Origin of the sequence: Herminiimonas aquatilis, from assembly GCF_042665175.1 — a bacterium.
Classification (GTDB): Bacteria; Pseudomonadota; Gammaproteobacteria; order Burkholderiales; family Burkholderiaceae_D; genus Oxalicibacterium; species Oxalicibacterium aquatilis.
On record NZ_JBHTCC010000001.1, the window covers coordinates 1254710 to 1277318 of the forward strand.

At 54.6% G+C, this 22609-nt stretch carries 22 protein-coding genes; 10 read left to right on the forward strand and 12 right to left on the reverse strand.

What is annotated here, in order from left to right; genetic code table 11:
* Window positions 1–172 precede the first annotated feature (172 nt).
* Window positions 173–1126: a methionyl-tRNA formyltransferase gene (fmt, locus tag ACFQO0_RS05750; protein WP_382233054.1), complete on the reverse strand. Its 954-nt coding sequence runs from the start codon at window positions 1124–1126 to the stop codon at window positions 173–175.
* Between the two features lie 104 nt (window positions 1127–1230).
* Window positions 1231–1764, reverse strand: a complete 534-nt coding sequence (def, locus tag ACFQO0_RS05755) for a peptide deformylase (RefSeq protein ID WP_382233055.1) — start codon at window positions 1762–1764, stop codon at window positions 1231–1233.
* Between the two features lie 175 nt (window positions 1765–1939).
* Here def and ACFQO0_RS05760 point away from each other — a divergent pair, with 175 nt between their 5' ends.
* The 6 genes from ACFQO0_RS05760 (at window position 1940) to ACFQO0_RS05785 (ending at window position 9367) form a co-directional block, all read left to right on the forward strand.
* Window positions 1940–3040 carry a LysM peptidoglycan-binding domain-containing protein gene (locus tag ACFQO0_RS05760; protein ID WP_382233056.1) on the forward strand — a complete coding sequence of 367 codons (1101 nt, stop codon included), beginning with the start codon at window positions 1940–1942 and terminating at the stop codon, window positions 3038–3040.
* A 122-nt stretch (window positions 3041–3162) separates the two neighbouring features.
* Window positions 3163–4281 carry a DNA-processing protein DprA gene (gene dprA / locus ACFQO0_RS05765; RefSeq protein WP_382233057.1) on the forward strand — a complete coding sequence of 373 codons (1119 nt, stop codon included), beginning with the start codon at window positions 3163–3165 and terminating at the stop codon, window positions 4279–4281.
* Between the two features lie 264 nt (window positions 4282–4545).
* Entirely contained in the window at window positions 4546–5022 is a 477-nt protein-coding gene (locus ACFQO0_RS05770) for a Smg family protein (protein ID WP_382233058.1), read from the forward strand.
* A gap of 275 nt (window positions 5023–5297) precedes the next feature.
* On the forward strand, window positions 5298–7949 hold the full coding sequence (locus tag ACFQO0_RS05775) for a DNA topoisomerase III (RefSeq protein ID WP_382233059.1): 2652 nt from the start codon (window positions 5298–5300) through the stop codon (window positions 7947–7949).
* 200 nt (window positions 7950–8149) lie between these two features.
* Complete coding sequence (locus ACFQO0_RS05780) at window positions 8150–8494, forward strand: DUF4870 domain-containing protein (protein ID WP_382233060.1); 345 nt, start codon at window positions 8150–8152, stop codon at window positions 8492–8494.
* Between the two features lie 75 nt (window positions 8495–8569).
* Complete coding sequence (locus tag ACFQO0_RS05785) at window positions 8570–9367, forward strand: alpha/beta hydrolase (RefSeq protein WP_382233061.1); 798 nt, start codon at window positions 8570–8572, stop codon at window positions 9365–9367.
* Between the two features lie 71 nt (window positions 9368–9438).
* Here the strand turns inward: ACFQO0_RS05785 and ACFQO0_RS05790 are convergent, their stop codons facing one another.
* A complete protein-coding gene (locus ACFQO0_RS05790) occupies window positions 9439–10290 on the reverse strand; it encodes an NmrA family NAD(P)-binding protein (protein WP_382233062.1) in 852 nt (283 codons plus the stop codon).
* 117 nt (window positions 10291–10407) lie between these two features.
* Between ACFQO0_RS05790 and ACFQO0_RS05795 the strand changes: the two genes are divergently transcribed.
* Entirely contained in the window at window positions 10408–11319 is a 912-nt protein-coding gene (locus tag ACFQO0_RS05795; RefSeq protein ID WP_382233063.1) for a LysR family transcriptional regulator, read from the forward strand.
* 158 nt (window positions 11320–11477) lie between these two features.
* On the opposite strand, the gene ACFQO0_RS05800 is transcribed toward ACFQO0_RS05795, so the two are convergent.
* The 6 genes from ACFQO0_RS05800 to ACFQO0_RS05825 all read right to left on the reverse strand — a co-directional run bounded on the left by ACFQO0_RS05800 (window position 11478) and on the right by ACFQO0_RS05825 (window position 15247).
* A complete protein-coding gene (locus ACFQO0_RS05800; RefSeq protein WP_382233064.1) occupies window positions 11478–11969 on the reverse strand; it encodes a methylated-DNA--[protein]-cysteine S-methyltransferase in 492 nt (163 codons plus the stop codon).
* Window positions 11970–12053: 84 nt separating this feature from the next.
* A complete protein-coding gene (locus tag ACFQO0_RS05805) occupies window positions 12054–13556 on the reverse strand; it encodes a DNA-3-methyladenine glycosylase 2 family protein (RefSeq protein WP_382233065.1) in 1503 nt (500 codons plus the stop codon).
* 104 nt (window positions 13557–13660) lie between these two features.
* Window positions 13661–14122, reverse strand: a complete 462-nt coding sequence (locus ACFQO0_RS05810; RefSeq protein ID WP_382233066.1) for a hypothetical protein — start codon at window positions 14120–14122, stop codon at window positions 13661–13663.
* Between the two features lie 70 nt (window positions 14123–14192).
* Window positions 14193–14438 carry a DUF1289 domain-containing protein gene (locus tag ACFQO0_RS05815; RefSeq protein WP_382233067.1) on the reverse strand — a complete coding sequence of 82 codons (246 nt, stop codon included), beginning with the start codon at window positions 14436–14438 and terminating at the stop codon, window positions 14193–14195.
* Window positions 14431–14763: a YnfA family protein gene (locus tag ACFQO0_RS05820; RefSeq protein ID WP_382233068.1), complete on the reverse strand. Its 333-nt coding sequence runs from the start codon at window positions 14761–14763 to the stop codon at window positions 14431–14433. The genes ACFQO0_RS05815 and ACFQO0_RS05820 overlap by 8 nt, the downstream gene beginning before the upstream one ends.
* A gap of 4 nt (window positions 14764–14767) precedes the next feature.
* Window positions 14768–15247: a GNAT family N-acetyltransferase gene (locus tag ACFQO0_RS05825; protein ID WP_382233069.1), complete on the reverse strand. Its 480-nt coding sequence runs from the start codon at window positions 15245–15247 to the stop codon at window positions 14768–14770.
* A gap of 468 nt (window positions 15248–15715) precedes the next feature.
* Between ACFQO0_RS05825 and ACFQO0_RS05830 the strand changes: the two genes are divergently transcribed.
* The 3 genes from ACFQO0_RS05830 (at window position 15716) to ACFQO0_RS05840 (ending at window position 19559) form a co-directional block, all read left to right on the forward strand.
* Window positions 15716–16861: a TRAP transporter substrate-binding protein gene (locus ACFQO0_RS05830; protein WP_382233070.1), complete on the forward strand. Its 1146-nt coding sequence runs from the start codon at window positions 15716–15718 to the stop codon at window positions 16859–16861.
* A gap of 110 nt (window positions 16862–16971) precedes the next feature.
* Window positions 16972–17598: a TRAP transporter small permease subunit gene (locus tag ACFQO0_RS05835; RefSeq protein WP_382233071.1), complete on the forward strand. Its 627-nt coding sequence runs from the start codon at window positions 16972–16974 to the stop codon at window positions 17596–17598.
* Window positions 17595–19559 carry a TRAP transporter large permease gene (locus tag ACFQO0_RS05840; RefSeq protein WP_382233072.1) on the forward strand — a complete coding sequence of 655 codons (1965 nt, stop codon included), beginning with the start codon at window positions 17595–17597 and terminating at the stop codon, window positions 19557–19559. The genes ACFQO0_RS05835 and ACFQO0_RS05840 overlap by 4 nt, the downstream gene beginning before the upstream one ends.
* A 167-nt stretch (window positions 19560–19726) precedes the next feature.
* On the opposite strand, the gene ACFQO0_RS05845 is transcribed toward ACFQO0_RS05840, so the two are convergent.
* The 3 genes from ACFQO0_RS05845 to bioD all read right to left on the reverse strand — a co-directional run bounded on the left by ACFQO0_RS05845 (window position 19727) and on the right by bioD (window position 22607).
* Window positions 19727–20659 (reverse strand): hydroxymethylglutaryl-CoA lyase, encoded by a 933-nt coding sequence (locus ACFQO0_RS05845; protein WP_382233073.1) that lies wholly within the window; start codon window positions 20657–20659, stop codon window positions 19727–19729.
* Between the two features lie 144 nt (window positions 20660–20803).
* Window positions 20804–21835, reverse strand: coding sequence for a biotin synthase BioB (bioB, locus tag ACFQO0_RS05850; RefSeq protein WP_382233074.1), 1032 nt, complete (start codon window positions 21833–21835; stop codon window positions 20804–20806).
* Between the two features lie 37 nt (window positions 21836–21872).
* Window positions 21873–22607: a dethiobiotin synthase gene (gene bioD, locus ACFQO0_RS05855; protein ID WP_382234043.1), complete on the reverse strand. Its 735-nt coding sequence runs from the start codon at window positions 22605–22607 to the stop codon at window positions 21873–21875.
* Window positions 22608–22609 lie beyond the last annotated feature (2 nt).

Genomic DNA, 22609 nt, shown 5'->3' on the forward strand with positions numbered 1-22609 from the left:
GCGCCGCTTTAGCAGTATTTTTAGAGTAAATTCTCAGGGAATTTATTCTGGCGCCCGCAAGCTGGTTTTGACTTGTTCAATCAAATCGGCGCAGTAAAAATTATACGTGAAATCAAGGGTTTGCGGAAAGGTGCAACCACCGCGTAAGTCAGCTGAAAGTAGTCAACGAACTTCAGTCGAAACACTGATCCTGCAAAGGAAATCCCTTGATGAACTCGGCGGCCGACAAGCGCTTGCCGCCCGGCTTTTGCAGTTCACTGACGCGCAGGGCACCCTCGCCGCACGCAATCACCACGCCGTCATGCGCATTGGCCGAGATGACCTGGCCAACTTGCCATTGATTTGAAGATTCCACTGCTTCAGCCTGCCAAAATTTGACTGGCGTGCCATTGCAGATACCCATCGCACCGGGGAAAGGATTGAATGCGCGTATCTTGCGTGCCAGCTCGGTTGCCGATTGCGCGAGGTCCAGAGTTGCCTCGTCCTTCGCAATTTTCGCTGCATAGTTCGCGCCTGCTTCCGGCTGCGGCGTTGCAGTCAGGCCGCCTTGCTCCAGCTTGCGCAAGGCCTCGACGATCATCTCGCCTCCGAGCTTGGCCAGCTTGTCGTGCAGACTCGCGGTCGTGTCGTCGGCTGCGATCGGCAGACTTTGCATCAACAGCATGGGCCCGGTATCCAGACCCAGTTCCATCTGCATGATGGTGACACCGGTTTCCACATCGCCGACTTCAATTGCCCTGTGAATGGGGGCGGCGCCGCGCCAGCGTGGCAGCAATGACGCGTGAATGTTCAGGCAGCCGAGCGGCGGAATATCCAGCACCGATTGCGGCAGGATCAAACCATACGCAGCCACCACCATGACGTCGTGCGGGGTGGCACGCAGCAAGTCGTGCGCTTGTTGCGCAATCTCCGGAAATTTACCATCCAGACGCAGCGACACCGGTTGCGCCACTGGAATGTTATGTGCCAATGCGAACTGTTTGACAGCGGATGCATGCAATTGCATGCCGCGACCGGCAGGGCGATCCGGCTGCGTCAACACCAGCGGAATCTCGAACCCGGCCGCGTGCAGGGTTGCCAACGCGACCGCCGCGAATTCCGGCGTACCGGCAAATATGATTTTCATGGAAGGGATTGTAGTACGACAGACGGCGGATGCGAACCCTTGCATGCATTTTCAGCAAGGGAACACAGGTCTTCGCTGCGGCAACGCTGCCGCAGCCCGGTGAATCAGTGTTGCGCTACCTTGTTGCTATGGCGATTCAATTCGCGCTCTTCCTTCAGCATCTTGGTCTTGATGCGATTGCGCTTCAGCGGCGACAGGTATTCGACAAATACCTTACCCTTCAAGTGATCCATTTCATGCTGTATACATACCGCCAGCAAGCCCTCGGCTTCCAGCTCGAACTGCTTGCCATCGACGTCATAGGCGCGCACCTTGACCTTCGCATGGCGTTCGACGCCGTCATACACGCCGGGTACAGACAGACAACCCTCATCGTAAATTTGCATTTCCGGACTGACCCAGATCAGCTCCGGATTGATGTAGGCACGCAATTCCGAATGGGTTTCCGACGTGTCGATGACGATCACTTGCTCATGCACATCGACTTGCGACGCGGCCAGACCGACACCAGGCGCGTCATACATGGTTTCGGCCATATCGGCGACCAGCGTCTTGATGCGCGCATCGAATACGGTAACTGGCTTGGCAATTTTATGCAGCCGTGAATCGGGGTAACGCAGAATATTTAATATGGACATACGGCTTTTGCGCAACAAGGCGGCAGGTTAACAGCGTGGTTTTCTTGCTACTTCAAGGATTTATGTGCAGAATTTGATTCAATTTAGCAAGTTTTTTGACGAATGTGTTATTTCACTCATAACATGCTGCAGCACAGTAATGGCGTCACAATTGGTCAAGCTCACCGGACAAACCATGAAAAATTTTAGCACAGCTGCACTCTTTCTCGCTTTCACTTCCGTCGTTTTACCCATTAGCACCTACGCCCAGACCCCGGCAAAAGCAGTCGCCAGCAAAACAAATTGCGCATTTTTGCCTAACGCACCGGATCAGCACATAGTCGTGCGCGGCGATACCTTGTGGGATATTTCGGGCAAATTTCTGCAGCGCCCATGGTGCTGGCCGCAGGTGTGGGACATGAATCGCGAGCAAATACACAACCCTCACTGGATCTATCCGGGACAGGTTGTTTATTTCGATCGCGTCGCTGGCAAATTGCGCCTGGGCCGAGGTGCCGGCAGCGATAGCGGCGACATGTCTACCGTGCGCCTGTCGCCACAAGTACGCTCCAGCGACGCCCCTAACGATGCGATTTCTACCGTGACGCTGGCAGCCATTCAAGCGTTTCTGACCAAACCGCTGATTGTCGAAGAAAATGAATTAAACACCGCACCGCGTATCGTTGCAGTACAAGAAGGCCATGTCTACCTCGGCAATGGCGACAAAGCCTATGTGCGTGGTGAATTGAACGGCCATACTGAATTTGAAGCGTTCCGCCCGGGCAAACCATTGAAGGACCCCGCGACCAAAAAGATCATCGGTTATGAATCGGTCTATCTCGGCACCTTGAAACTGCAGCGTTTGAGCAGAGCGCAAAATGAGCCGCACACGTTCACCGTAACCAACGTCAAGGAAGAAATGGGCGTGCGCGATCGCCTGATCGCGGTGGAACCCAAGCCCTTCATGAATAGCGTGCCACATGCACCTGAACAGCAAGTGGATGCACAAATCGTGGCCGTATACGGCGGCGTCTCGCAAGCCGGCCAGAATCAAATCGTATCAATCAATCGCGGTAGCAAGGATGGTCTCGATATCGGCACCGTACTGGAACTGCAACGCTTGGGGATATTGACGGCAGACCGCACTGAAGGCAATGGCCGTGGCCTCATCAAGCTGCCGGACGAAACGTATGGCACGCTGCTGATCTTCCGCGTCTTCAACAATATCTCGTACGGGTTGGTCATGCAGGTTACCGATACCGTACAAATTGCGGACGTTGCCAGATCACCTGAGTAAGCCAGACACTCACCCTCCGGCCCTGACATGCTCTTCATGCGCTTATCCCTGAGCGACTTGATGCCTAGCATGCAGGGCCGGTTTTTATTTGAGCCCAAGATTCTTTTGCCTGTGTCTGCATAATGCCGGCGCCCGACGATCTCGCAAGCTGGTTGCGGCTCGAGCAAACTGCTGGCGTCGGACCGGATACGGCGCGCAAGCTGCTCGGCGCCTTCGGGCTGCCACACAATATATTCAACACCGAATTATCCGCGCTGCAGAAAGTCGTCCCTGATCGCATCGCGCGCGCACTGCTTGCGCCTGTTTCTGAAACCGTCAGCCTGCTGACAGAACAAACGCAAGCCTGGGCTGAGCAGCCGGGCAATCACGTGTTGACACTGGCCGATGCTGCTTATCCACTCGCACTGCTGGAAATTTCTGATCCGCCCATCGTTTTGTACGCAAAGGGGCGCATCGATTTGCTATCGAGACCATCGCTGGCTGTCGTCGGCAGCCGCAACGCCACCACCCAAGGCATAGTCAATGCAGAGAAGTTTTCTGAAGCATTGAGTCTGGCCGGCTTGAGCATCGTCTCCGGCATGGCGCTCGGCATAGACACTGCAGCGCATCAAGGCGGCTTGCTGGCTATCAAACATGCACAACATGCCGGCTCGACGATTGCCGTCATAGGCACCGGCGCCGATCTGGTTTATCCGGCGCGCAATCGTGCACTCGCTCATCGGATTGCGGAAGCAGGCTGCATACTCAGCGAGTATCCGCTCGGCATGCCGGCGATCGCATCCAACTTCCCGCGCCGCAATCGCATCATCAGTGGTTTGGCACGCGGCGTCCTGGTAGTCGAAGCTGCATTGCAATCCGGCTCGCTGATCACTGCGCGCATGGCGGCAGAACAGGGGCGCGATATGTTTGCGATTCCCGGCTCGATCCATTCGCCCTTGTCTAAGGGTTGTCATCTGCTGATCAAGCAAGGGGCGAAGCTGGTCGAGTCGGCACAGGACATACTGGAAGAATTGCAATATATCCCGGCCACCACATCGCTGGCACCCACATCTACAAACAGCGAGCCCGACGAGCAATCGGCGCAACTGTTGCACGCATTGGGGTTCGATCCGGTGGATGCCGACACGCTGGCCGCACGCTGCGAGCTCGACATCGCCACCTTGAATGGGCAACTTCTCACACTAGAGTTGAACGGCTTGCTCGAAATGTTACCGGGTGGCTTGTATCGTCGCCTGGGTTGAGTCGCTCACCACCGCGCGATTATCAAACTCACATCATTCGGAAATATCATTTCACTTTGACATGGCATCTGCGCCAAAAAATTTTGTTCCGCTGTTGGCATAGGCATTTTTAGGGTATCCTTGAAAACAGTAAGCGCTGTCTTTGATCTGCCGCTGTCGTAACACCTCTTTGTAATGTTTTAGCTAAAGAGCGTGATTCATACGCATCCGATCCTGACGACACTCGCGATGGTGTCGTCTTAACCCAAGCGCTACGGTGACGCCATGTTTGATGTTCTAGTTTATCTGTACGAAACCTACTACCGGCCCGATGCCTGCCCGGACTCTGATGCGCTGACAAAAAAATTGTCCGCCATCGGCTTTGAGGAAGAAGAGATCTCCAAAGCGCTGGGTTGGCTGACTGCGTTAGCCGAAACCACCAACGAATTTTCCGATTCCTATCCGCATCAGACCGCGTTTTCTTTCGGCATCCGCATTTATGCCGACCGTGAAATCGATGTGATCGGCACCCCGGCGATCGGCTTCATTCAATTTCTGGAATCAGCCAAGCTGATCAATCCCATCCAGCGCGAAATCGTGATTGAACGCGCACTGGCTGCCGGCGAATCGCCGATCTCGCTCGACAAGCTCAAAGTCATTGTCTTGATGGTGTTGTGGAGCCAGGGCAAGGAGCCGGATGGTTTGATCTTCGACGAACTCTTTCTCGACGACGACGACGCCACACCGCGGATGTTGCACTAATATAAGTGGCTGTAAAACATGTCCGGACGGGCGCCATGCTGCCGGACATGTCTCTTCAACAACAACCCCGCCTCGTTTTCACGTTTCTTTTCACCACTCTTTTGTCGCAAGCTTGCGGATTTCGCCGCAACGCGCTTATCATTGGCCGCTTGACGGCTATGCAACTCTTATATTAGCGCGGGTCTTTCTTGAAAAAAGCCGCCCTCGCCATAAGCTGTATGCCTCAACCTGCACCCAGCCATGGATGCCGGCACCTTTATTAGAGAACAAAAATCATGACCAAAACCCTCATCATTGCCGAGAAGCCATCAGTCGCGAACGATATCGCGAAGACGCTCGGCGGCTTTACCAAGCACGATGAGTACTTTGAATCCGACGAATACGTGCTGTCTTCCGCCGTCGGTCACCTGCTGGAAATCGCGGTGCCAGAAGAATACGACGTCAAGCGCGGCAAATGGACCTTCACACATTTGCCCATGATTCCACCGCACTTTGCGCTGAACCCGATCGCCAAGACCGAATCGCGGCTCAAAGTGCTCAACAAGCTGATCAAGCGCAAGGACGTCACCGGCCTGATCAACGCATGCGATGCCGGGCGAGAAGGCGAACTGATTTTCCGCCTGATCGCGCAACATACCAAAGCCAAGCAACCTATCCAGCGTTTGTGGCTGCAATCGATGACGCCCACCGCGATACGCGAGGCATTCAAGAACCTGCGCAGCGATAGCGAAATGACGCCACTGGCAGATGCCGCACGCTGCCGCAGTGAAGCCGACTGGCTGATAGGCATCAACGGTACGCGTGCGATGACCGCATTCAACTCCAAAGAAGGCGGTTTCTACCTGACCACTGTTGGTCGTGTGCAAACACCGACCTTGTCGATCGTGGTCGAGCGTGAAGAGAAGATCAAAAAATTCGTTTCACGCGATTACTGGGAAGTGCGCGCTGAATTCATTTGTGCCGCCGGCATTTATGAAGGCCGCTGGCTGGACACCAAATTCAAGAAAGACGAAGTCGATCCTGAACGCCGTGCCGAACGCCTGTGGAGCAAAGCCGCTGCAGAATCGATCGTCACCGCCTGCCGCGGCGGCAAGCAAGGCAACGTCACCGAAGAATCCAAGCCCACCACTTCGATGGCGCCTGCATTGTTCGACCTGACCAGCTTGCAGCGCGAAGCGAATGCACGTTTCGGTTTCTCCGCAAAGAACACCCTCGGCCTGGCGCAAGCCTTGTATGAACGCCATAAAGTATTGACCTATCCGCGTACCGATTCGCGCCACCTGCCGGAAGATTATTTGCCGACCGTGCTGGAAACGCTGGAAGTCGTCGCCGAGAACAACAACTATCACCAGTTTGCCAAGCATATCCTGAACAACAAATGGGTCAAGCCGAACAAACGGATTTTCGATAACACGAAAATCAGTGATCACTTTGCAATCATCCCGACCACGCAAGCGCCCAAGAATTTGTCCGAGCCAGAACAGAAGTTGTATGACCTGGTGACACGCCGCTTCATGTCGATCTTCTTCCCGGCGGCAGAATTCCAGGTCACCACGCGCTTCACCGAAGTCTCCGGCCATCAGTTCAAGACTGAAGGCAAGGTCATGACCAATCCGGGCTGGCTCGCGGTGTACGGCAAGGAAGTCATAGACGAAAAAGATCCGGAAAACAGCGGTACGCTGGTACCAGTCGCCAAAGGCGAGAAGGTAAAAACCGAATCCGTCGTCGCCAACGGCCTCGTCACAAAGCCGCCGGCCCGCTATTCAGAGGCGACACTGTTGTCCGCGATGGAAGGTGCCGGCAAACTAATCGACGACGAAGGCTTGCGCGAAGCAATGTCTGGCAAAGGCCTGGGTACGCCAGCGACACGCGCCGCCATCATCGAAGGTTTGCTGAACGAAAAGTACTTGCTGCGCGAAGGTCGCGAGATGATTCCGACCGCCAAGGCATTCCAGTTAATGACTTTGCTGCGCGGCCTGGGCGTCAATGAATTAACCGCGCCGGAACTGACAGGCGAATGGGAATACAAGCTGTCGGAAATGGAACGCGGCAAGATCAGTCGCGAAGAATTCATGCGCGAGATCGCGCAAATGACGCAGATCATCGTCAAACGCGCCAAGGAATACGACAACGACACGATACCCGGCGACTACGCGACACTGACCACGCCGTGCCCGAATTGTGGGGGCGTGGTGAAAGAAAACTACCGTCGCTTCGCTTGCACCAAATGCGAATTCTCGATGAGCAAGACACCAGGCAGCCGTCAGTTTGAAGTCGCCGAAGTGGAAGAGCTGTTGCAGAATAAAACCATTGGTCCGCTGCAAGGTTTCCGCTCCAAGATGGGCCGTCCATTCGCTGCCGTGCTGAAAATTTCACGCGACGAAGAAATCAAGAACTTCAAACTTGAATTCGACTTCGGTCAGAACGACGACGAAAATGCGGAGCCGGTCGATTTCACAGGCCAGACCGCACTCGGCCCTTGCCCGAAATGTGCTGGCAATGTGTACGAAATGCCGCTCTCCTATGTATGTGAAAACTCTGTCGCCAAGCCCAAGACCTGTGACTTCCGCAGCGGTCGCATCATCCTGCAACAGGAAATCCTGCCCGAGCAAATGAGCAAGCTGCTCAACGAAGGAAAGACAGATTTGTTGCCGGGATTCGTCTCGCAACGCACGCGTCGCGCCTTCAAGGCCTATCTGGTGCGAGGCAAGGATGGCAAAACCAGCTTTGAGTTTGAACCGCGCAAAGAGAAAGTGCCAGGCAAAGGCAAGGCAGCAGCAGTAGCGGACGATGCAGAAGAAACCGCAACGGATGCAGTACCAGCCAAAGCCGCCAAGAAAGTAGCGGCGAAAAAGCCTGCTGCAAAAAAAGCCCCGGCTAAAAAAGCTGCCGCCAAGAAACCGGCAGCGAAAAAGGCCGCTGCATAAGCAAGATTCTTCACATCACATCGGGGGCGCATCAAGCGCCCCCGATGTTTTGCGGCAACGATCTATCTTTGTGGCACAGCCGCTGACTGCTGCTTGCTAAAGCGGCCTGTGTCGTCTTATCCTGTTATCAGTCCCGAGTATTCCGCACTGCAACGTCATACGGCAACACCTTTCGACGCACACTTGTACAGGGAGTTTTCATGGACCAAATCGAAGTAGGCAGTCCAGGCAAAGACGATTGCAATCTCGCTATGCTCGCGCATTTGCTGGGAATTTTCACCGGCTTTATCGGTGCGCTGATTATCTGGATACTCAAGAAAGACAGCCCGGGCTTTGCCAATTCGCAAGCCAAGGAAGCCTTGAATTTTCAGATCACCATGACGATAGGATTCTTGATTGCGTGGGTGCTGGCATTCATCCTGATCGGTTTTGTTCTGGTGCCGGTTCTGTATATCGCCAATCTTATCTTTTGCATACTCGGTGCGATAGCGGCATCCAAGGGACAAGAGTATCGCTATCCATTTGCAATTCGTCTGGTTCAGTAAGAACCGTCGATCGGCCAGTGCCTACTGGTACTGGCTCCTCTTTGGCAAAAATTCCTTAACTGACCAAGGCGACGAATGAAACATTTCTTTGCACTGCTTGCCGCTGCGTTGGTGAGCATAACGACCTTTGCCGCCAACGATGCCGGATCAACGCCTAAAATCGGCATCGTGGTCATGCACGGCAAGGGCGGCGCACCCACTCGGCATGTAGCGGAACTGGCCTCCGCGCTGGAAACAAAAGGGTATCTCGTGGCGAATCTGGACATGCCCTGGTCGGCCCGGCGCGAGTACGACGCCAGCGTGAGTGCCGCCGAGGCTGAAGTCGAATCTGCCCTTGCTACTTTGCGCAGCAAGGGAGCGAATCGGCTGTTCGTGGCAGGTCATAGCCAGGGCGGTTTATTCACGCTCTATTTTGCAAACAAACATGTGATCGACGGCATTGTCGCGATTGCGCCTGGCGGCAATGTCGGCAGTCCCGTTTTTCAGGACAAGCTCGGTGGCGAAGTTGCCAACGCGCGCAAGATGATTGCCGATGGCAAGGGCAATGAAAAAACCCGCTTTGCAGATTACGAAGGTGCCAAGGGCGTCACACCGCTGAACACTACGGCAGCATGGTATTTCGACTGGTTTAATCCGGATGGTGCGATGAACCAGTCGATGGCAACGAAGAATGTCAATCCGCGCGTACCTGTATTGTTCATCGCACCCAAAGCCGACCACCCGGGCTTGATCAAGGTCAAACAAGACATGTTCAATGCATTGCCTGTCAATCCGCTCACCGTCCTGTACGAGCCGGACGCCACACATGTGGGGGCACCTTCTGCCTCCATTACCGAGATAGTGCGCTGGACTACGGAGATCAGCGCACGATAGGCAATAGCCAACTGCCGGGACAGCTGGCTATTGCTTCGGTCCGCTATCGGCGGCGCTTTCAATCTTTCCGCTTAGGACAATTCACCCAGCACTGCATCGATTGAAGTTATCCCGTTACGTTTTTCTGCGCCGTTCCCCTCAAAATCGATCCAGCCTTCATTGAAGCCATCGAGCATCCGAATGCGCGGCATCGGGAATTGCATACCCTGAGACTGGAAGAGTGTCTCCCAAGTATCGCGCGGCACCGGATTAATGCTTACTGGGTGACCGAGCGCTTTGGCAAAGGCGGCGGCAACATCATTGGCGGAATATCGTTGAGGTCCCTCGAGCTCAATTACCCGCGTGCCGCTCCACGTCTCGCGTAATAGATCGGCGATCGTGTGCCCGATATCCTGCGTGGAAACCATTGGGATCTTATGATCGAGCGGCTGCAGGAAGCTGTGAATGACGCCATTTCTGGCCGCAGCCACATCCCATGCAGCGTTTTCCATGAACCAGGCGGCGCGCAGCAAGGCGACCGGCACCGATACCTTGCGCAAACCTTCTTCAGTCAGCTTGGAGTTATTTAGCAAATTGGGTTCCGCAACGTGTGCACCAACCGTTGACAGGAATACCACCTTGCCCGGTTTGGCCTGTTCGATCGCGACGGCAACAGCAGTGACAATCTTGACGCTTTCCGGAAAGCCCGGCTCCGGGTCAAAATTAGGCGGCGTCATAAAGAACACGCCGGCAGTACCGGCAAATGCCTTGGCCATCGCGTGGGCATCGGCGCTGGAGGCGATCGCGACTTCGCAGCCTTTTGCCGCCCATGCTTTACCTTTTTCCGCATCACGCACAACGGCACGCACTGGCAGACCTGCTGCGAGCAATGTATTGGCAACAATGCTACCGACTTTTCCTGTGATTCCAGTGATGGCATACATAGTGTTCTCCTAAGCGATTAGCGACAAAGGCGTCGCGATGGAAAGCATTTTGACCGCAGCGGACACATTTCGCGATAGCATGAGTGTCATTTGATAAATGACATAAAGGCATACATCATGGCGTTTGATGAACGCATCTTAAATGGCATGGGCGTCCTGTCCGCGATTGTGGATAGCGGTAGCTTTGCCGGCGCCGGTGACATTCTCGATATGTCGCAATCCGGCGTCAGTCGCTCGATTGCCCGGCTTGAGGCACGGCTAGGGATACGGCTGTTTGATCGCACCACGCGATCAGTCGCGTTGACTGACGAAGGACGGCGATTCTACGAGCAAATCATGCCGTTGTTATCCGGATTGGAAGAAGCGGCATCGTCTGCCGCGCAAGGGACAACCACGGTGCGTGGACGATTGCGTGTGACAGTTGATCCATTCTTTTCGCGTTGGGTATTGGGCCCGCAACTCGGCGCGTTTCTGAAAAAATATCCTGAACTGAAACTGGAGCTGATTACTCGCGATCAGCTGGGTGACATGATTGCCGACGGCTTCGATCTTGCCGTGCGTTTTGGGCCACCGCCGGTGTCAACGCTGGTGGCACGCAAGCTGATGGATACGCGCATTTTGACGGTCGCGTCACCGGCATACATCAAGCGCTTTGGCCGGCCACTGTCGCCGAAGGAATTGGCAAACGGTCAGCATGCTTGCCTGCAATATCGCAATCCGGTGACTGGTCGAGCATTTGACTGGGAATTTCACAAGGGTAAAAAGCGCATGACGGTTGAGACGAGCGGGCAATTAATGGTGAACGACGTAGGCACATTGCACAGCATTTGCCTGGCTGGTCATGCGATCGCACAGGCGATGGAATTCGGCGTACGGCAGTTGGTAGATGATGGCAAGCTGATCAATCTCTTTCCCGATTGGCCGGATGAGCGCTTCCCGTTATATGCACTGTACCCGTCGCGGCATCATGTCCCCGCCAAGACACGCGCATTTCTGGATTTTGTCAGCATGTTGAGCGACTCAAAATAATAAATATCCGCTTTGGATGACGGATTCAAACGGTGGACGCAACAGATTGATGAAATCGGTCGACGGATCTCGGCTAGCTGGATTTGCTATGGAATGACTGAAAGGCGGGCAATTCTCAGGCTCCTTACAGTCATCTTTTATTGGCGCCGCAATCGTATTCAGTTCACCGCCACATTTTCCAGCGCGAGCAAGAAGCGCTTGCGTTCCAGACCGCCGGCATAACCGGTCACCGCGCCGGATGAACCGATTACGCGATGGCAGGGCACGATGATGGAAACCGGATTTTTTCCTATGGCCGAGCCGACTGCGCGCACAGCTCTGGGTTTGCCCAATGCTTCTGCATGCTGCGTGTAACTGACGCTGCTGCCGAACGGGATCGCAGTCAGGGCTGTCCACACGTCACGCTGAAATTCCGTGCCGGTCATGTCCAGCCTTACATCAAACCCGGTACGCTTGGCGGCAAAATATTCATCCAGCTGTTTGGCTGCGTGCTTTAAATGCAGGGCAGCGGATGGCGTCGCAGTTGGTGACCAATTATCCTTGCCCCTGAAATGTTTGTGCTCTTCAAAATACACTCCGCAAATGCCAGCGTCGCTTGCCGCGAGCAGCAATATGCCTAGCGGGCTTGGATGTTCTATATATGAAATCATGATGTCTCCTTTTACCGGTCAGCGCCGGTCCAGCTACTTTTAAATCGTTGATCAGAATTCTTGCTGAGCAATCACATCAGCAAATCACCCCAGCGCATGCCATAACAACAGCGCTGCATACCCGCGCCACGGTGACCACTTGGCGGCGCGCAGCAGCAACTGCTTTTCCGTCAGTCGCAGTCCGTCCACCGATTCGGTCGCGGCCTTTTGCAAACCCAGGTCGCCCGCCGGGAAGGCATCGGAGAAGCGCAAGGCACGCATCGCAATGTATTGCGCCGTCCATTCACCTATGCCGCGTACGGTCTTCAAATGTGCAATCACTTCCGTCAGGGATGCGCCCGGCCTGATCTGCAGCCCACCTTGCACTGCAAACTGTGCGAGATTGCCTATCGCCTCGGCACGCGCGACAGGCAAGCCAATGGCAGCGATCTCTGCCGCGCTCGCTATAGCCAGGCATTCCGGCGTCGGAAAGTGGTGGGTTACGCCGGCGAAAGGCGTGGCTGTCGCGACACCAAACTTGTGCACCATGCGTGCCGACAAGGTAGTCGCACCCGCCACACTGACTTGCTGCCCCAACACCGCGCGGACTGCCAGCTCAAATACATCGAAAGCACCCGGCACACGCAAACCCGGCGTCTTATCAATTTGCCTGGCCAACAATGGATCGTGCGCCAAATGTGCTGCAACAATTTGCGGATTGGCATCGAGATCGAACTGACTGCGCAGACGTGCCAGCAAGGGCATCAAGGCATGCGCGAGCGTGCTCGACACCGACACTTCCAGTTGATGTTTTTCAGGAAGATGCTGCACATGCAACCAGCCACTGGCGCCGTCCAGACGTACGGTACGCGCATACGAAACGTCGCCCGGCACATTGTCGATTACCGCTTCAACGCCGGCGATGGCACGACCTGACAAATAATGCAGCATGTCGGACCACGCAAATGGCGGGCGATAAGCCAGACGCAAGGTGATGGCATCCGCGTCATAGGCGGATGATTTTTCTGCAGCACGTCGTATGCTGGTCGGTGCCATGCCGTAACGTGCAAGGAACAAGGCATTGAATCGGCGTACGCTGCCGAAGCCGGCTGAGTACGCCACGTCGCTCATGGGAAAACGTGTTTCCTGCAATAATTTTTTCGCAAACAGCAGCCGTTGTGTTTGCGCAAGCTCTATAGGCGTGACGCCAAAATGCTGCTGCAGTACACGCCGCAATTGGCGCGAAGACAAACCCACTTCTGCTGCCAGTTTTTCGGCATCGCCATCATTCAATGCGCCTGCGGCGATACGCTGCCACACTGCATACGCAAGATTTTGCTGCAAGGCATACGGCGCCAGTTCGGGGCGGCAACGCAGACAGGGACGGAAACCGGCCGCCTCCGCTGCTGCGGCGGTGCTGAAGAATACGCAAGAAGACGCGCGTGGCGTTTTGACGGAACAAACCGGACGGCAATAAATGCCTGTGGTTTTGACGCCGGTAAAAAAGACACCATCGAAGCGTGTATCTTTTGCTGCCAATGCGCGGTAACAACTCTCATGTGTGAGGGTTGCACCATCCTGCATGTCATTGAGAGAAGGGGTATCCATGGCGCATTTATACGCGCTGGATGAATCAGCGTCTAGCCGTTTTCGGACAAGACTCGGATGACCAACAACGAGAGGAAGTTGCGCATTTCAACGCGCAGGCAGAATTATTTACCCGCCATTTTTTGCATCTGGAATGCCAGCGATATGTGCGCAAACTCGATCAGGATATCTTGTGTGCCGCCATTGAAGGTAGTGAAGGAGTTACCCGTGCGCACCACCAGGCGCGGCGGGAATAGCCAGCCGGCGTAGGGCACGCCTATCATCTTGGCGCTACGCACATCGCGCCATTCGACATGCCGGTTATACATCCAGGTTTGCGTAATCCCTTTTTCATCGATCGTGATGGTCGAGCGCAAGAACCAGTAGTAGCTGATGGCCAACATCAATGCCGCAAAAAACAGCAGGGCCTTGACGCTGAAGCCATATTCCAGCAAAGGAAAGCGGCGCGCGATATCGATGGCATAGACCACCAGCGCAACGGAAAAAATCGTCGCCATCAGCTTGAACCATCGGCTGTATGCAGGACCGCTGACTGTTTTGGCGGGCTTGTAAAAATTCAATTCCATGTCGCTTCTTCGTAAAATTTCATGCGACGGATGATCGCACATATTATTTAATTTCGCGCCTATCTTGCCATCAGGACAAGCTGGCATCGTAGCGTTGTCGAAGCGCCGTCCATATGCTGCGCTTGTCGCCTTCACTGGCACCGCCCCATGTCGCGATTTCATCTATGGTGCGCAGGCAACCTACGCAAAAACGAGTGCTGGCATCCACCCTGCAAATGCCGATACACGGTGACGGCAGCGTGCCTTCGTTTGTTGAAAGATCAATGTCGGCAAGCAGCCGGCCGAATTCTGCAGGATCCACTTTCTTTCTACGCATGACGCGGGGCAAACATGATGATGACCATCCCCAGCAAGGTGCAGGCAACGCCCGCCGCATCCCATATGGAAGGTTTGATGCCATCGACGACCCACAACCAAACCAGAGCAGCACTGACGTAGACGCCACCGTAGGCGGCGTAGACACGGCCGCTGGCTTCCGGATGCAAGGTAAGCAACCACGCAAATAGCGCGAGGCTGAGCGCTGCGGGGATCAGCAGCCAGGCCGACGCAGCGTGGCGCAGCCACAGATACGGCAGATAACAGCCGACAATCTCGGCAATCGCTGTAACGATGAACAGCGCGATAGTCTTGATTTCAAACATTTATTTATCCCACTCCAGGTTGCGGCGATTTATTGACATCCGCTAACTGCCATAACCAAATTTCGCCATCTTCCGCGTCGTTGGCCGTACCTACATGGTTGAAGCCGAATTTCTTTAAAACGGCATTCGAAGAATTCTCTTCATTTTCGGTTTCAGCACGCACGGTCAATGCCGGATTCTCTGCACGCACAATGTTCAGCAACTGCTGCACCATCAAGGTCGCCACACCCTGGCCTTCTGCATCGGGAAACGTGAAATAGCCAATCTCGACTTTGCCTTCCGCCGGTGGCGCCTTGAATGCGCAGGCACCGACCAGATGCTTATCGAGGCGCGCCAGATAGCCCACCCATGGAGGCCCGAACCCGGTGACGCGATACAGTGCGGCAGTTGCGGCGCATACCTGCTGTGCGATGTCATCGAGTTCGCCGACATCCGACAGCGGACAGCCCGATGCACCAATTTGTATCAATTCGATAGTTTGCATCTGATTCCATTAGTTGGCGTTGCTGTAAGCATCACGTAAGGGAAAGGCCCGAATAATGGCATGTCGATCAAGCGCGTGAAAATAGTGAAGTCATTTTAACCAGATAAGCATGCTGGCTTAAAAATGAAGTCGGCTCTGACACTATTCTCACACCATCAAGATTGATGCAGGTAACGGTATTTTTCGTCAGCACACCATCCTGCCCAGTACCAGCATGCTGTTTTACTGCTTTGCCCTAGACGCGCAAGACGTCACAAAGAATCACGGCATCGCATCAAAAAAAGAAGGAGACATCATCACCCAAGTATCAAATCACTGAGGAAAAAACCTGGAACGTGTTGCATCGCACCTTGACATCTATCTGTGAAGGCGCATTCTAGGCTCGTCAGCCCGGCCGCCATTTCATATGGATGCTGTCTGTCGGTGATGAATCAGCGTTATTTCTAAAAATATAAAAGGAGATACACAATGAAGAAGAATCACGATCAGAGCAAGACCACCGCTCGCCGCAAGTTCCTGGGCACAGCAACCGCCGGCACCGCTGCCGCCGCTCTCAGTTTTCCGATGATCTCCACGGCGCAATCCGTGACGCAGATGCGCTTCCAAAGTACCTGGCCAAGCAAGGATATCTTCCACGAATACGCCCTCGATTTCGCTAAAAAAGTGAATGACATGACTGGCGGTGAATTGAAGATTGAAGTACTGCCGGCCGGTGCGGTGGTGCCTGCATTCGGCTTGCTGGACGCGATTTCCAAAGGTACGCTGGATGGTGGTCACGGCGTGATGGGTTACAACTACGGCAAGCAAAGTGCGATCGCACTATGGACATCCGGACCGGTATTCGGGATGGACGCCAACATGGTACTGGCATGGCATAAATACGGCGGCGGCAAAGAACTGCTGGAAAAGCTCTACACGTCCATCGGTGCCAATGTCACCTCCTTCCTCAGCGGCCCGATGCCGACGCAACCGCTGGGCTGGTTCAAAAAGCCGATCACCAAAACCGACGATCTCAAAGGCTTGAAGTTCCGCACCAACGGCTTGGCAATTGATCTGTTTACCGCAATGGGCGCAGCAGTGAATGCATTGCCGGGTGGCGAGATCGTACCAGCCATGGATAGAGGCTTGCTGGACGGCGCAGAGTTTAACAACGCCAGCTCGGATCGCCTGCTTGGCTTCCCGGATGTATCCAAGGTCTGCATGCTGCAAAGCTTCCACCAAAGCTCGGAGCAGTTCGAGATCAGCTTCAACAAGACCAAGTACGAAGCATTGCCACCGAAGATGAAGGCCATTATTTCCAATGCGGTGGAAGCGGCTTCAGCCGACATGTCGTGGAAAGCAATCGATCGCTATTCCAAGGATTATCGCGACATGCAGACCAAGGATGGCGTGAAATTCTACAAAACGCCGGACACGATTCTGCAAACGCAGCTGAAGATCTGGGACGACGTCGTCAAGAAAAAAGGTGCCGACAATGCACTCTTCCAGGAGGTGGAAAAATCACAGCGCGCCTTTGCGGAACGCGCAATGAAGTGGGACATGGACACCAACAATAATCGTCGCATGGCCTACAACCACTACTTCATGCAAAAAGCGGCACCGAAGAAAGGCTGACGCGTCGACGTTCGACACAATCCCGTCCAGTTCATCTGGACGGGATTTTATGAACGCTGACTGGCGTCGCGTAGCGACCAACGTCACTTGTCTCTTCTTCGGAGGTCGTCATGCAGAACATTTTATTTTTCATCGACAAGGTGAGTAGCTGGGTCGGCCAGGCATTTTCCTGGCTTATCGTAGGGCTAACCTTGCTCATTTCGTGGGAAGTCTTCTCACGTTACGTACTCAACCATCCCAATCCCTGGTCATTCGATCTGATGATCATGATGTATGGTACTGCCTTCATGATGGCCGGCGCTTACACGCTGGCAAAGAATGGCCATGTGCGCGGCGATGTACTGTACGGTTTCTTCCCGCCGCGGCTGCAAGCCGGACTGGATCTCATACTTTACTTTGTCTTCTTTATTCCCGGCGTCATCGCGCTCGTATGGGCCGGTTACACCTACGCTGCAGAATCTCTGGCCATCAACGAGCACTCCACGCTCACTGCCAACGGTCCGCCGCTCTATCCATTCAAGATGGTCATCCCGATCTCGGGCGTCCTTTTACTAATACAAGGTGTAGTCGAAATCATTCGCTGCATCATTTGTCTGCGTGATGGCGAATGGCCAACGCGCGTAAAAGATGTAGAAGAAGTTGACGTCGATAAACTGAAGGCGATGGTGCACGTACAAGACGGCGATATCGCAGACGTGGATCAATTAGTGATCAAACAATCCGGGAGCCCGCAATGAGAAAAGAAGTATGGTTTGGACTCTCCATTCTGGTCGCCATTGTGGTCGGACTTTTTATCCTGATGCCGTCGCCGGAAAACATGACAAACGGCCATCTCGGCCTGCTGATGCTGGCACTGGTAGTGGTTGCGATCATGCTCGGTTTCCCTACCGCGTTTACGCTGATGGGAATGGGCGTGATGTTTGCGTGGTTCGCGTTTTATAGTCGCGATCCCTCGCTGGCAACACAGCAAACACTGGACTTGATGGTGCAACGCGCCTATTCGGTCATGGCCAACGATGTGCTGATCTCTATCCCGCTGTTCATCTTCATGGGTTATCTGGTTGAACGCGCCAACCTGATCGAGAAGCTGTTCAAAAGCCTGCACATTGCCATGGCACGTGTGCCGGGCTCGCTCGCCGTTGCCACCATCGTGACCTGCGCCGTGTTTGCAACAGCAACCGGCATTGTCGGCGCAGTGGTGACCTTGATGGGCTTGCTGGCCTTGCCCGCCATGTTGAAAGCCGGCTATAGCACGCAGCTGGCAGCCGGATCAATTACGGCAGGCGGCTGTCTGGGCATCCTGATTCCGCCTTCGGTGCTCTTGATCGTGTACGGTGCCACTGCCGGCGTATCGGTAGTCAAACTCTACGCTGGCGCTTTAATCCCCGGCATCATGTTGGCGGTGCTGTACATCGGCTATGTGATTATTCTCGCAAAGCTCAAACCCAGTATGGCGCCGCCATTGTCTGCAGCAGATCGCCACGTCAATTTACCGGTCTTTGCCGAGCATATTTCTACCAACATCAGCAACAAAGCACTGCCGGGTTTGCTCGGCGCATTAAAGGGCAAGCGTGCTGCCGACGTTTCCGTTGGTACCCTGATGTCGCAATTGTTCATCGCCCTTTTGCCAGCATTGGCTTTTGCGCTGGTGATGGGCTTGAGTTATCGCATGGTCACTGCGCCCGATGCGGCCAAAACGGAATTGGTAGAGATGGGTTCTGGATCTCAGAGTTTTACCGGCGACGAATTCTCATCGGATACCGGCTTCGGTGAACCACCCGCAGAAGAATCACTCGCCGAGCCATCAGTGGAAGGAGCACTGGCCGAACCACCGGTGGATGGCACGCTTGCAGAACCATCGCAAGAAACCGCACCACCAGCCTCGGTGGCACCGCGAGAAGCCAGCCCGACAACCAGTGCAGCCGCTGCGCCGGCAGAACGAAAAAGTGCATCGCAAAATTACTGGATCACGTTCGCGGTCGGCCTGACGCTGTTGATTGTCTTCTATGCGTTTTTTACTTTTGCGCGGCTGGAGATTTTCAAGATGCTGCTGGGCTCGCTGTTTCCGCTGGCATTCATGATTCTTGCCGTACTTGGCAGCATCGTGTTCGGTCTGGCAACGCCGACAGAGGCAGCAGCGATGGGGGCGTTCGGCGGCATCTTGCTGGCGGCAGCGTATCGGCGCTTCAACTTTACGATGCTCAAGGAATCTGCCTATCTGGCGACCAAGACCAGTGCGATGGTGTGCTGGCTGTTTGTCGGCTCCAGCATATTCTCGGCCTCGTTTGCATTGCTGGGCGGCCAGGAAATCATCAATGACTGGGTGCTGTCGATGGATTTGACAGCCTTGCAGTTCATGATCCTCGCGCAAGTGATCATCTTCCTCCTTGGCTGGCCGCTGGAATGGACGGAGATCATCGTGATCTTCATGCCGATTTTCATTCCCCTGCTTGCCCACTTCGATGTCGATCCGCTTTTCTTTGGATTGCTGGTGGCGATGAATCTGCAAACCGCCTTCCTGTCGCCGCCGGTTGCGATGTCGGCGTTTTATCTGAAAGGCGTCGCACCACCGCATGTGACACTGAACCAAATTTTCCTTGGCATGCTGCCATTCATGGGGCTGCAGATCATTGCCTTGATTTTGCTCTATACCTTTCCGGCAATCGGCATGTGGCTGCCAGGCGTACTGTACAAATAAATCGGTGTCATACATAAAAACGGGATGCGGCCAATTCGGCGCATCCCGTTTTTTATTCCACTGCAATTCGTATTGCAATTTTTATCGCAAGTTGTATTGCAAGCCGTGCTGCACGTCGAAGCTTCAGGCCTGCTTCACTTTCTCACTGCACTGAAATCCATCTGCGTTCAGGCGCAGCCAGCATTGCCTAGTCGTTTCGCTGCCATCGCATTACCGGCGCGACTGACCGCCTTGCGGCCCAGCTGCGCAGAAATGAATTGCCCGGTATCGACCACCGCATCGAAATCAATGCCGGTTACTATCCCGAGTCCGCGCATCATATACAGCACGTCTTCAGTCGCAACATTGCCGGTCGCACCTTTGGCATAGGGACAGCCGCCGAGACCGGCGACCGATGCATGATAAATCGTGATGCCGACTTCCAGGCTGGCGTAAATATTCGCCAGCGCCTGGCCATAGGTATCGTGGAAGTGACCGGACAAACCGGCGATCGGGAATTCCTGTGCTGCGCGTTGCATCACGGTTTGCACATGACGCGGTGTCGCCACGCCTATCGTGTCGGCGATGTCAATTTCATCGCAACCTAGATCGCGCAGTTGTTGCACCACGCTGGCTACGCTATCAGCCGATACTTCACCCTGATACGGGCAGCCGAAGGCGCAACTCAAGGCACCCCGCAAACGTACATTATTTTCCTTGGCGGCGCGTGCGACATCGCGAAAGCGTTCTACCGATTCTGCAATCGAACAATTGATATTCTTTTGTGAAAATGCTTCCGATGCGGCAGCAAAGATCACGACTTCATCCACACCAGCCGCCAATGCCGCGTCGAAGCCCTTCATATTCGGCACCAAGGCCGAATACAGCGTGCCCGGCCTGCGCGTAATGCCTGCCATCACTTCCGATGACGTTGCCATTTGCGGCACCCATTTTGGCGACACAAACGACGCTGCTTCGATATTGACGAAGCCGGCTTGCGACAGGCGATTGACCAGCTCGATCTTGACCCCGGCGCTGATGGTTTGCTGTTCATTTTGCAAACCGTCGCGTGGGCCGACTTCTATGATCTTGACGGATGCGGGCAGGCTGGAAGAAATCAATTGAGTGACCTCGATAAAACAGAATTCAAAACGAAATTGGCTACAAGTTCTACTGCAAGAATTTACTGCAAGGAAAAACTTGTTTCAGATGGAAAAACGGCCGGTCGAAGATTCAACCGGCCGTCTCTACACCACAAATTCTAATTACTGCGGCGTCACATCGCAACGCGCATCGATCGCGGTGCTGCGTGTGTGCATGCCGAGTTTTTCCAGCAATTCTTGATCCGCTACTGCTTCAGGATTGCCGGTCGTCAGCAACTTGTCGCCATAGAATATCGAGTTCGCGCCAGCAACGAAGCACAGTGCCTGAATCGCCTCACCCATTTCGCGACGACCTGCGGACAAACGCACGCGTGCTTTAGGCATAGTGATGCGTGCAACCGCGACAGTACGAACGAATTCCAAAGGATCGATAGGATCGGTGCCGTGCAAAGGCGTGCCTTCGACTTGCACCAGATTGTTGACCGGCACCGATTCAGGATATGGATCCATATTGCACAATTGCGCGATCAGGCCAGCACGTTGCAAACGCGATTCGCCCATGCCGACGATGCCGCCGCAGCAAACCTTGATGCCTGCGCCACGCACACGACCGAGCGTGTCGATACGGTTTTGGTAATCGCGAGTCGAGATCACGTTCGAATAAAATTCAGGTGCGGTATCGAGATTGTGATTGTAGTAATCGAGGCCGGCGTTTTTCAGCTTTTCAGCCTGGCCTTCGCCGAGCATGCCGAGTGTTGCGCAGGTTTCCATGCCCATCGCCTTGACTTCGCGCACCATCTCTTCGACTTTTTCCAGGTCGCGATCTTTAGGTTCACGCCATGCAGCACCCATGCAGAAACGTGTCGCACCGTGCGATTTTGCTTCGCGTGCAGCGGCCAATACTTCTTCCAAAGGCAGAATCTTTTGTGCAGTCACGCCAGTGTCGTAACGTGCAGCTTGCGGACAGTAGCCGCAATCTTCCGGGCAGCCGCCGGTTTTGATCGACAGCAAGGTCGCCAATTCCACTTCTGACGGATCGAAGTTTTCGCGGTGCACGGTTTGCGCACGGAACATCAATTCATTGAATGGCAGGTTGAACAAGGCGAGCACATCATCCACCGGCCACGCGGTCGGGACGATAGGAGCGACAGGCGCCTGGAAGGTTACTGCTTGCGACGATGGTTGCGACGACATAGAAAAACTCCTGACTAAAATTCAAAGCTAGTGTTTGTCAGGCTGACTTGGGCCAGCCAGGCAAACACGAAAAATCCAGAAAAGCAGCCGCTGCAGCAGGCAAGGGCGCATGTTGTTGATCATCATCAACCGAAAGGCGCGGCACACAACCCAGCAACGGTGCGGACAAACGGGCGGACAATGCTTCCACATTATCCCCAGCATATGCCATGCCAGCATCGACGGTATTGGCGACCCAACCCACCAGCTTCAGACCGCGTGCGGCGATCGCATCGGCCGTCAATAAAGCGTGATTCAGGCAACCGAGCCGCAGCCCGACCACCATTATGACCGGCAATGCCAGTTGTTGGGCCAAATCTGCAGTATCGGCATCATCCGACAAGGGTACGCAAAAGCCGCCTACCCCCTCCACCACGACCGCATCCGCCATTTCAACCACTTGTGCATAACATCGGCGTATGTGCGCGATATCTATCGCAACATTCTCCAACTTGGCTGCAACGTGCGGCGCGGCAGCAGCTTTAAACAGGTAGGGAACCGCCAAATTCCGTGGCAAAACCACATTTGCCGCCTGCGCCAAAGCGTCAGCGTCGTCATTGTGCCAGACCTCGCCATCGGCTGTCTGAATCGGATGCGCGCCAGCCGCCACGGATTTGATGGCAGCCGCCCGCACCCCGCTTTGCACCAGCGCATGCAGGATCGCGGTCGAAATCAGCGTCTTGCCGATTTCTGTATCGGTGCCGGTGACGAAACAACTGAAAGACGCTGTCACAG

Excerpts from the sequence above, each read along its gene's own strand:
- fmt (WP_382233054.1), bottom strand. The coding sequence starts at position 1,126 with ATGAAAATCATATTTGCCGGTACGCCGGAATTCGCGGCGGTCGCGTTG.
- def (WP_382233055.1), bottom strand. The coding sequence starts at position 1,764 with ATGTCCATATTAAATATTCTGCGTTACCCCGATTCACGGCTGCATAAA.
- ACFQO0_RS05760 (WP_382233056.1), top strand. The coding sequence starts at position 1,940 with ATGAAAAATTTTAGCACAGCTGCACTCTTTCTCGCTTTCACTTCCGTC.
- dprA (WP_382233057.1), top strand. The coding sequence starts at position 3,163 with ATGCCGGCGCCCGACGATCTCGCAAGCTGGTTGCGGCTCGAGCAAACT.
- ACFQO0_RS05770 (WP_382233058.1), top strand. The coding sequence starts at position 4,546 with ATGTTTGATGTTCTAGTTTATCTGTACGAAACCTACTACCGGCCCGAT.
- ACFQO0_RS05775 (WP_382233059.1), top strand. The coding sequence starts at position 5,298 with ATGACCAAAACCCTCATCATTGCCGAGAAGCCATCAGTCGCGAACGAT.
- ACFQO0_RS05780 (WP_382233060.1), top strand. The coding sequence starts at position 8,150 with ATGGACCAAATCGAAGTAGGCAGTCCAGGCAAAGACGATTGCAATCTC.
- ACFQO0_RS05785 (WP_382233061.1), top strand. The coding sequence starts at position 8,570 with ATGAAACATTTCTTTGCACTGCTTGCCGCTGCGTTGGTGAGCATAACG.
- ACFQO0_RS05790 (WP_382233062.1), bottom strand. The coding sequence starts at position 10,290 with ATGTATGCCATCACTGGAATCACAGGAAAAGTCGGTAGCATTGTTGCC.
- ACFQO0_RS05795 (WP_382233063.1), top strand. The coding sequence starts at position 10,408 with ATGGCGTTTGATGAACGCATCTTAAATGGCATGGGCGTCCTGTCCGCG.
- ACFQO0_RS05800 (WP_382233064.1), bottom strand. The coding sequence starts at position 11,969 with ATGATTTCATATATAGAACATCCAAGCCCGCTAGGCATATTGCTGCTC.
- ACFQO0_RS05805 (WP_382233065.1), bottom strand. The coding sequence starts at position 13,556 with ATGGATACCCCTTCTCTCAATGACATGCAGGATGGTGCAACCCTCACA.
- ACFQO0_RS05810 (WP_382233066.1), bottom strand. The coding sequence starts at position 14,122 with ATGGAATTGAATTTTTACAAGCCCGCCAAAACAGTCAGCGGTCCTGCA.
- ACFQO0_RS05815 (WP_382233067.1), bottom strand. The coding sequence starts at position 14,438 with ATGCGTAGAAAGAAAGTGGATCCTGCAGAATTCGGCCGGCTGCTTGCC.
- ACFQO0_RS05820 (WP_382233068.1), bottom strand. The coding sequence starts at position 14,763 with ATGTTTGAAATCAAGACTATCGCGCTGTTCATCGTTACAGCGATTGCC.
- ACFQO0_RS05825 (WP_382233069.1), bottom strand. The coding sequence starts at position 15,247 with ATGCAAACTATCGAATTGATACAAATTGGTGCATCGGGCTGTCCGCTG.
- ACFQO0_RS05830 (WP_382233070.1), top strand. The coding sequence starts at position 15,716 with ATGAAGAAGAATCACGATCAGAGCAAGACCACCGCTCGCCGCAAGTTC.
- ACFQO0_RS05835 (WP_382233071.1), top strand. The coding sequence starts at position 16,972 with ATGCAGAACATTTTATTTTTCATCGACAAGGTGAGTAGCTGGGTCGGC.
- ACFQO0_RS05840 (WP_382233072.1), top strand. The coding sequence starts at position 17,595 with ATGAGAAAAGAAGTATGGTTTGGACTCTCCATTCTGGTCGCCATTGTG.
- bioB (WP_382233074.1), bottom strand. The coding sequence starts at position 21,835 with ATGTCGTCGCAACCATCGTCGCAAGCAGTAACCTTCCAGGCGCCTGTC.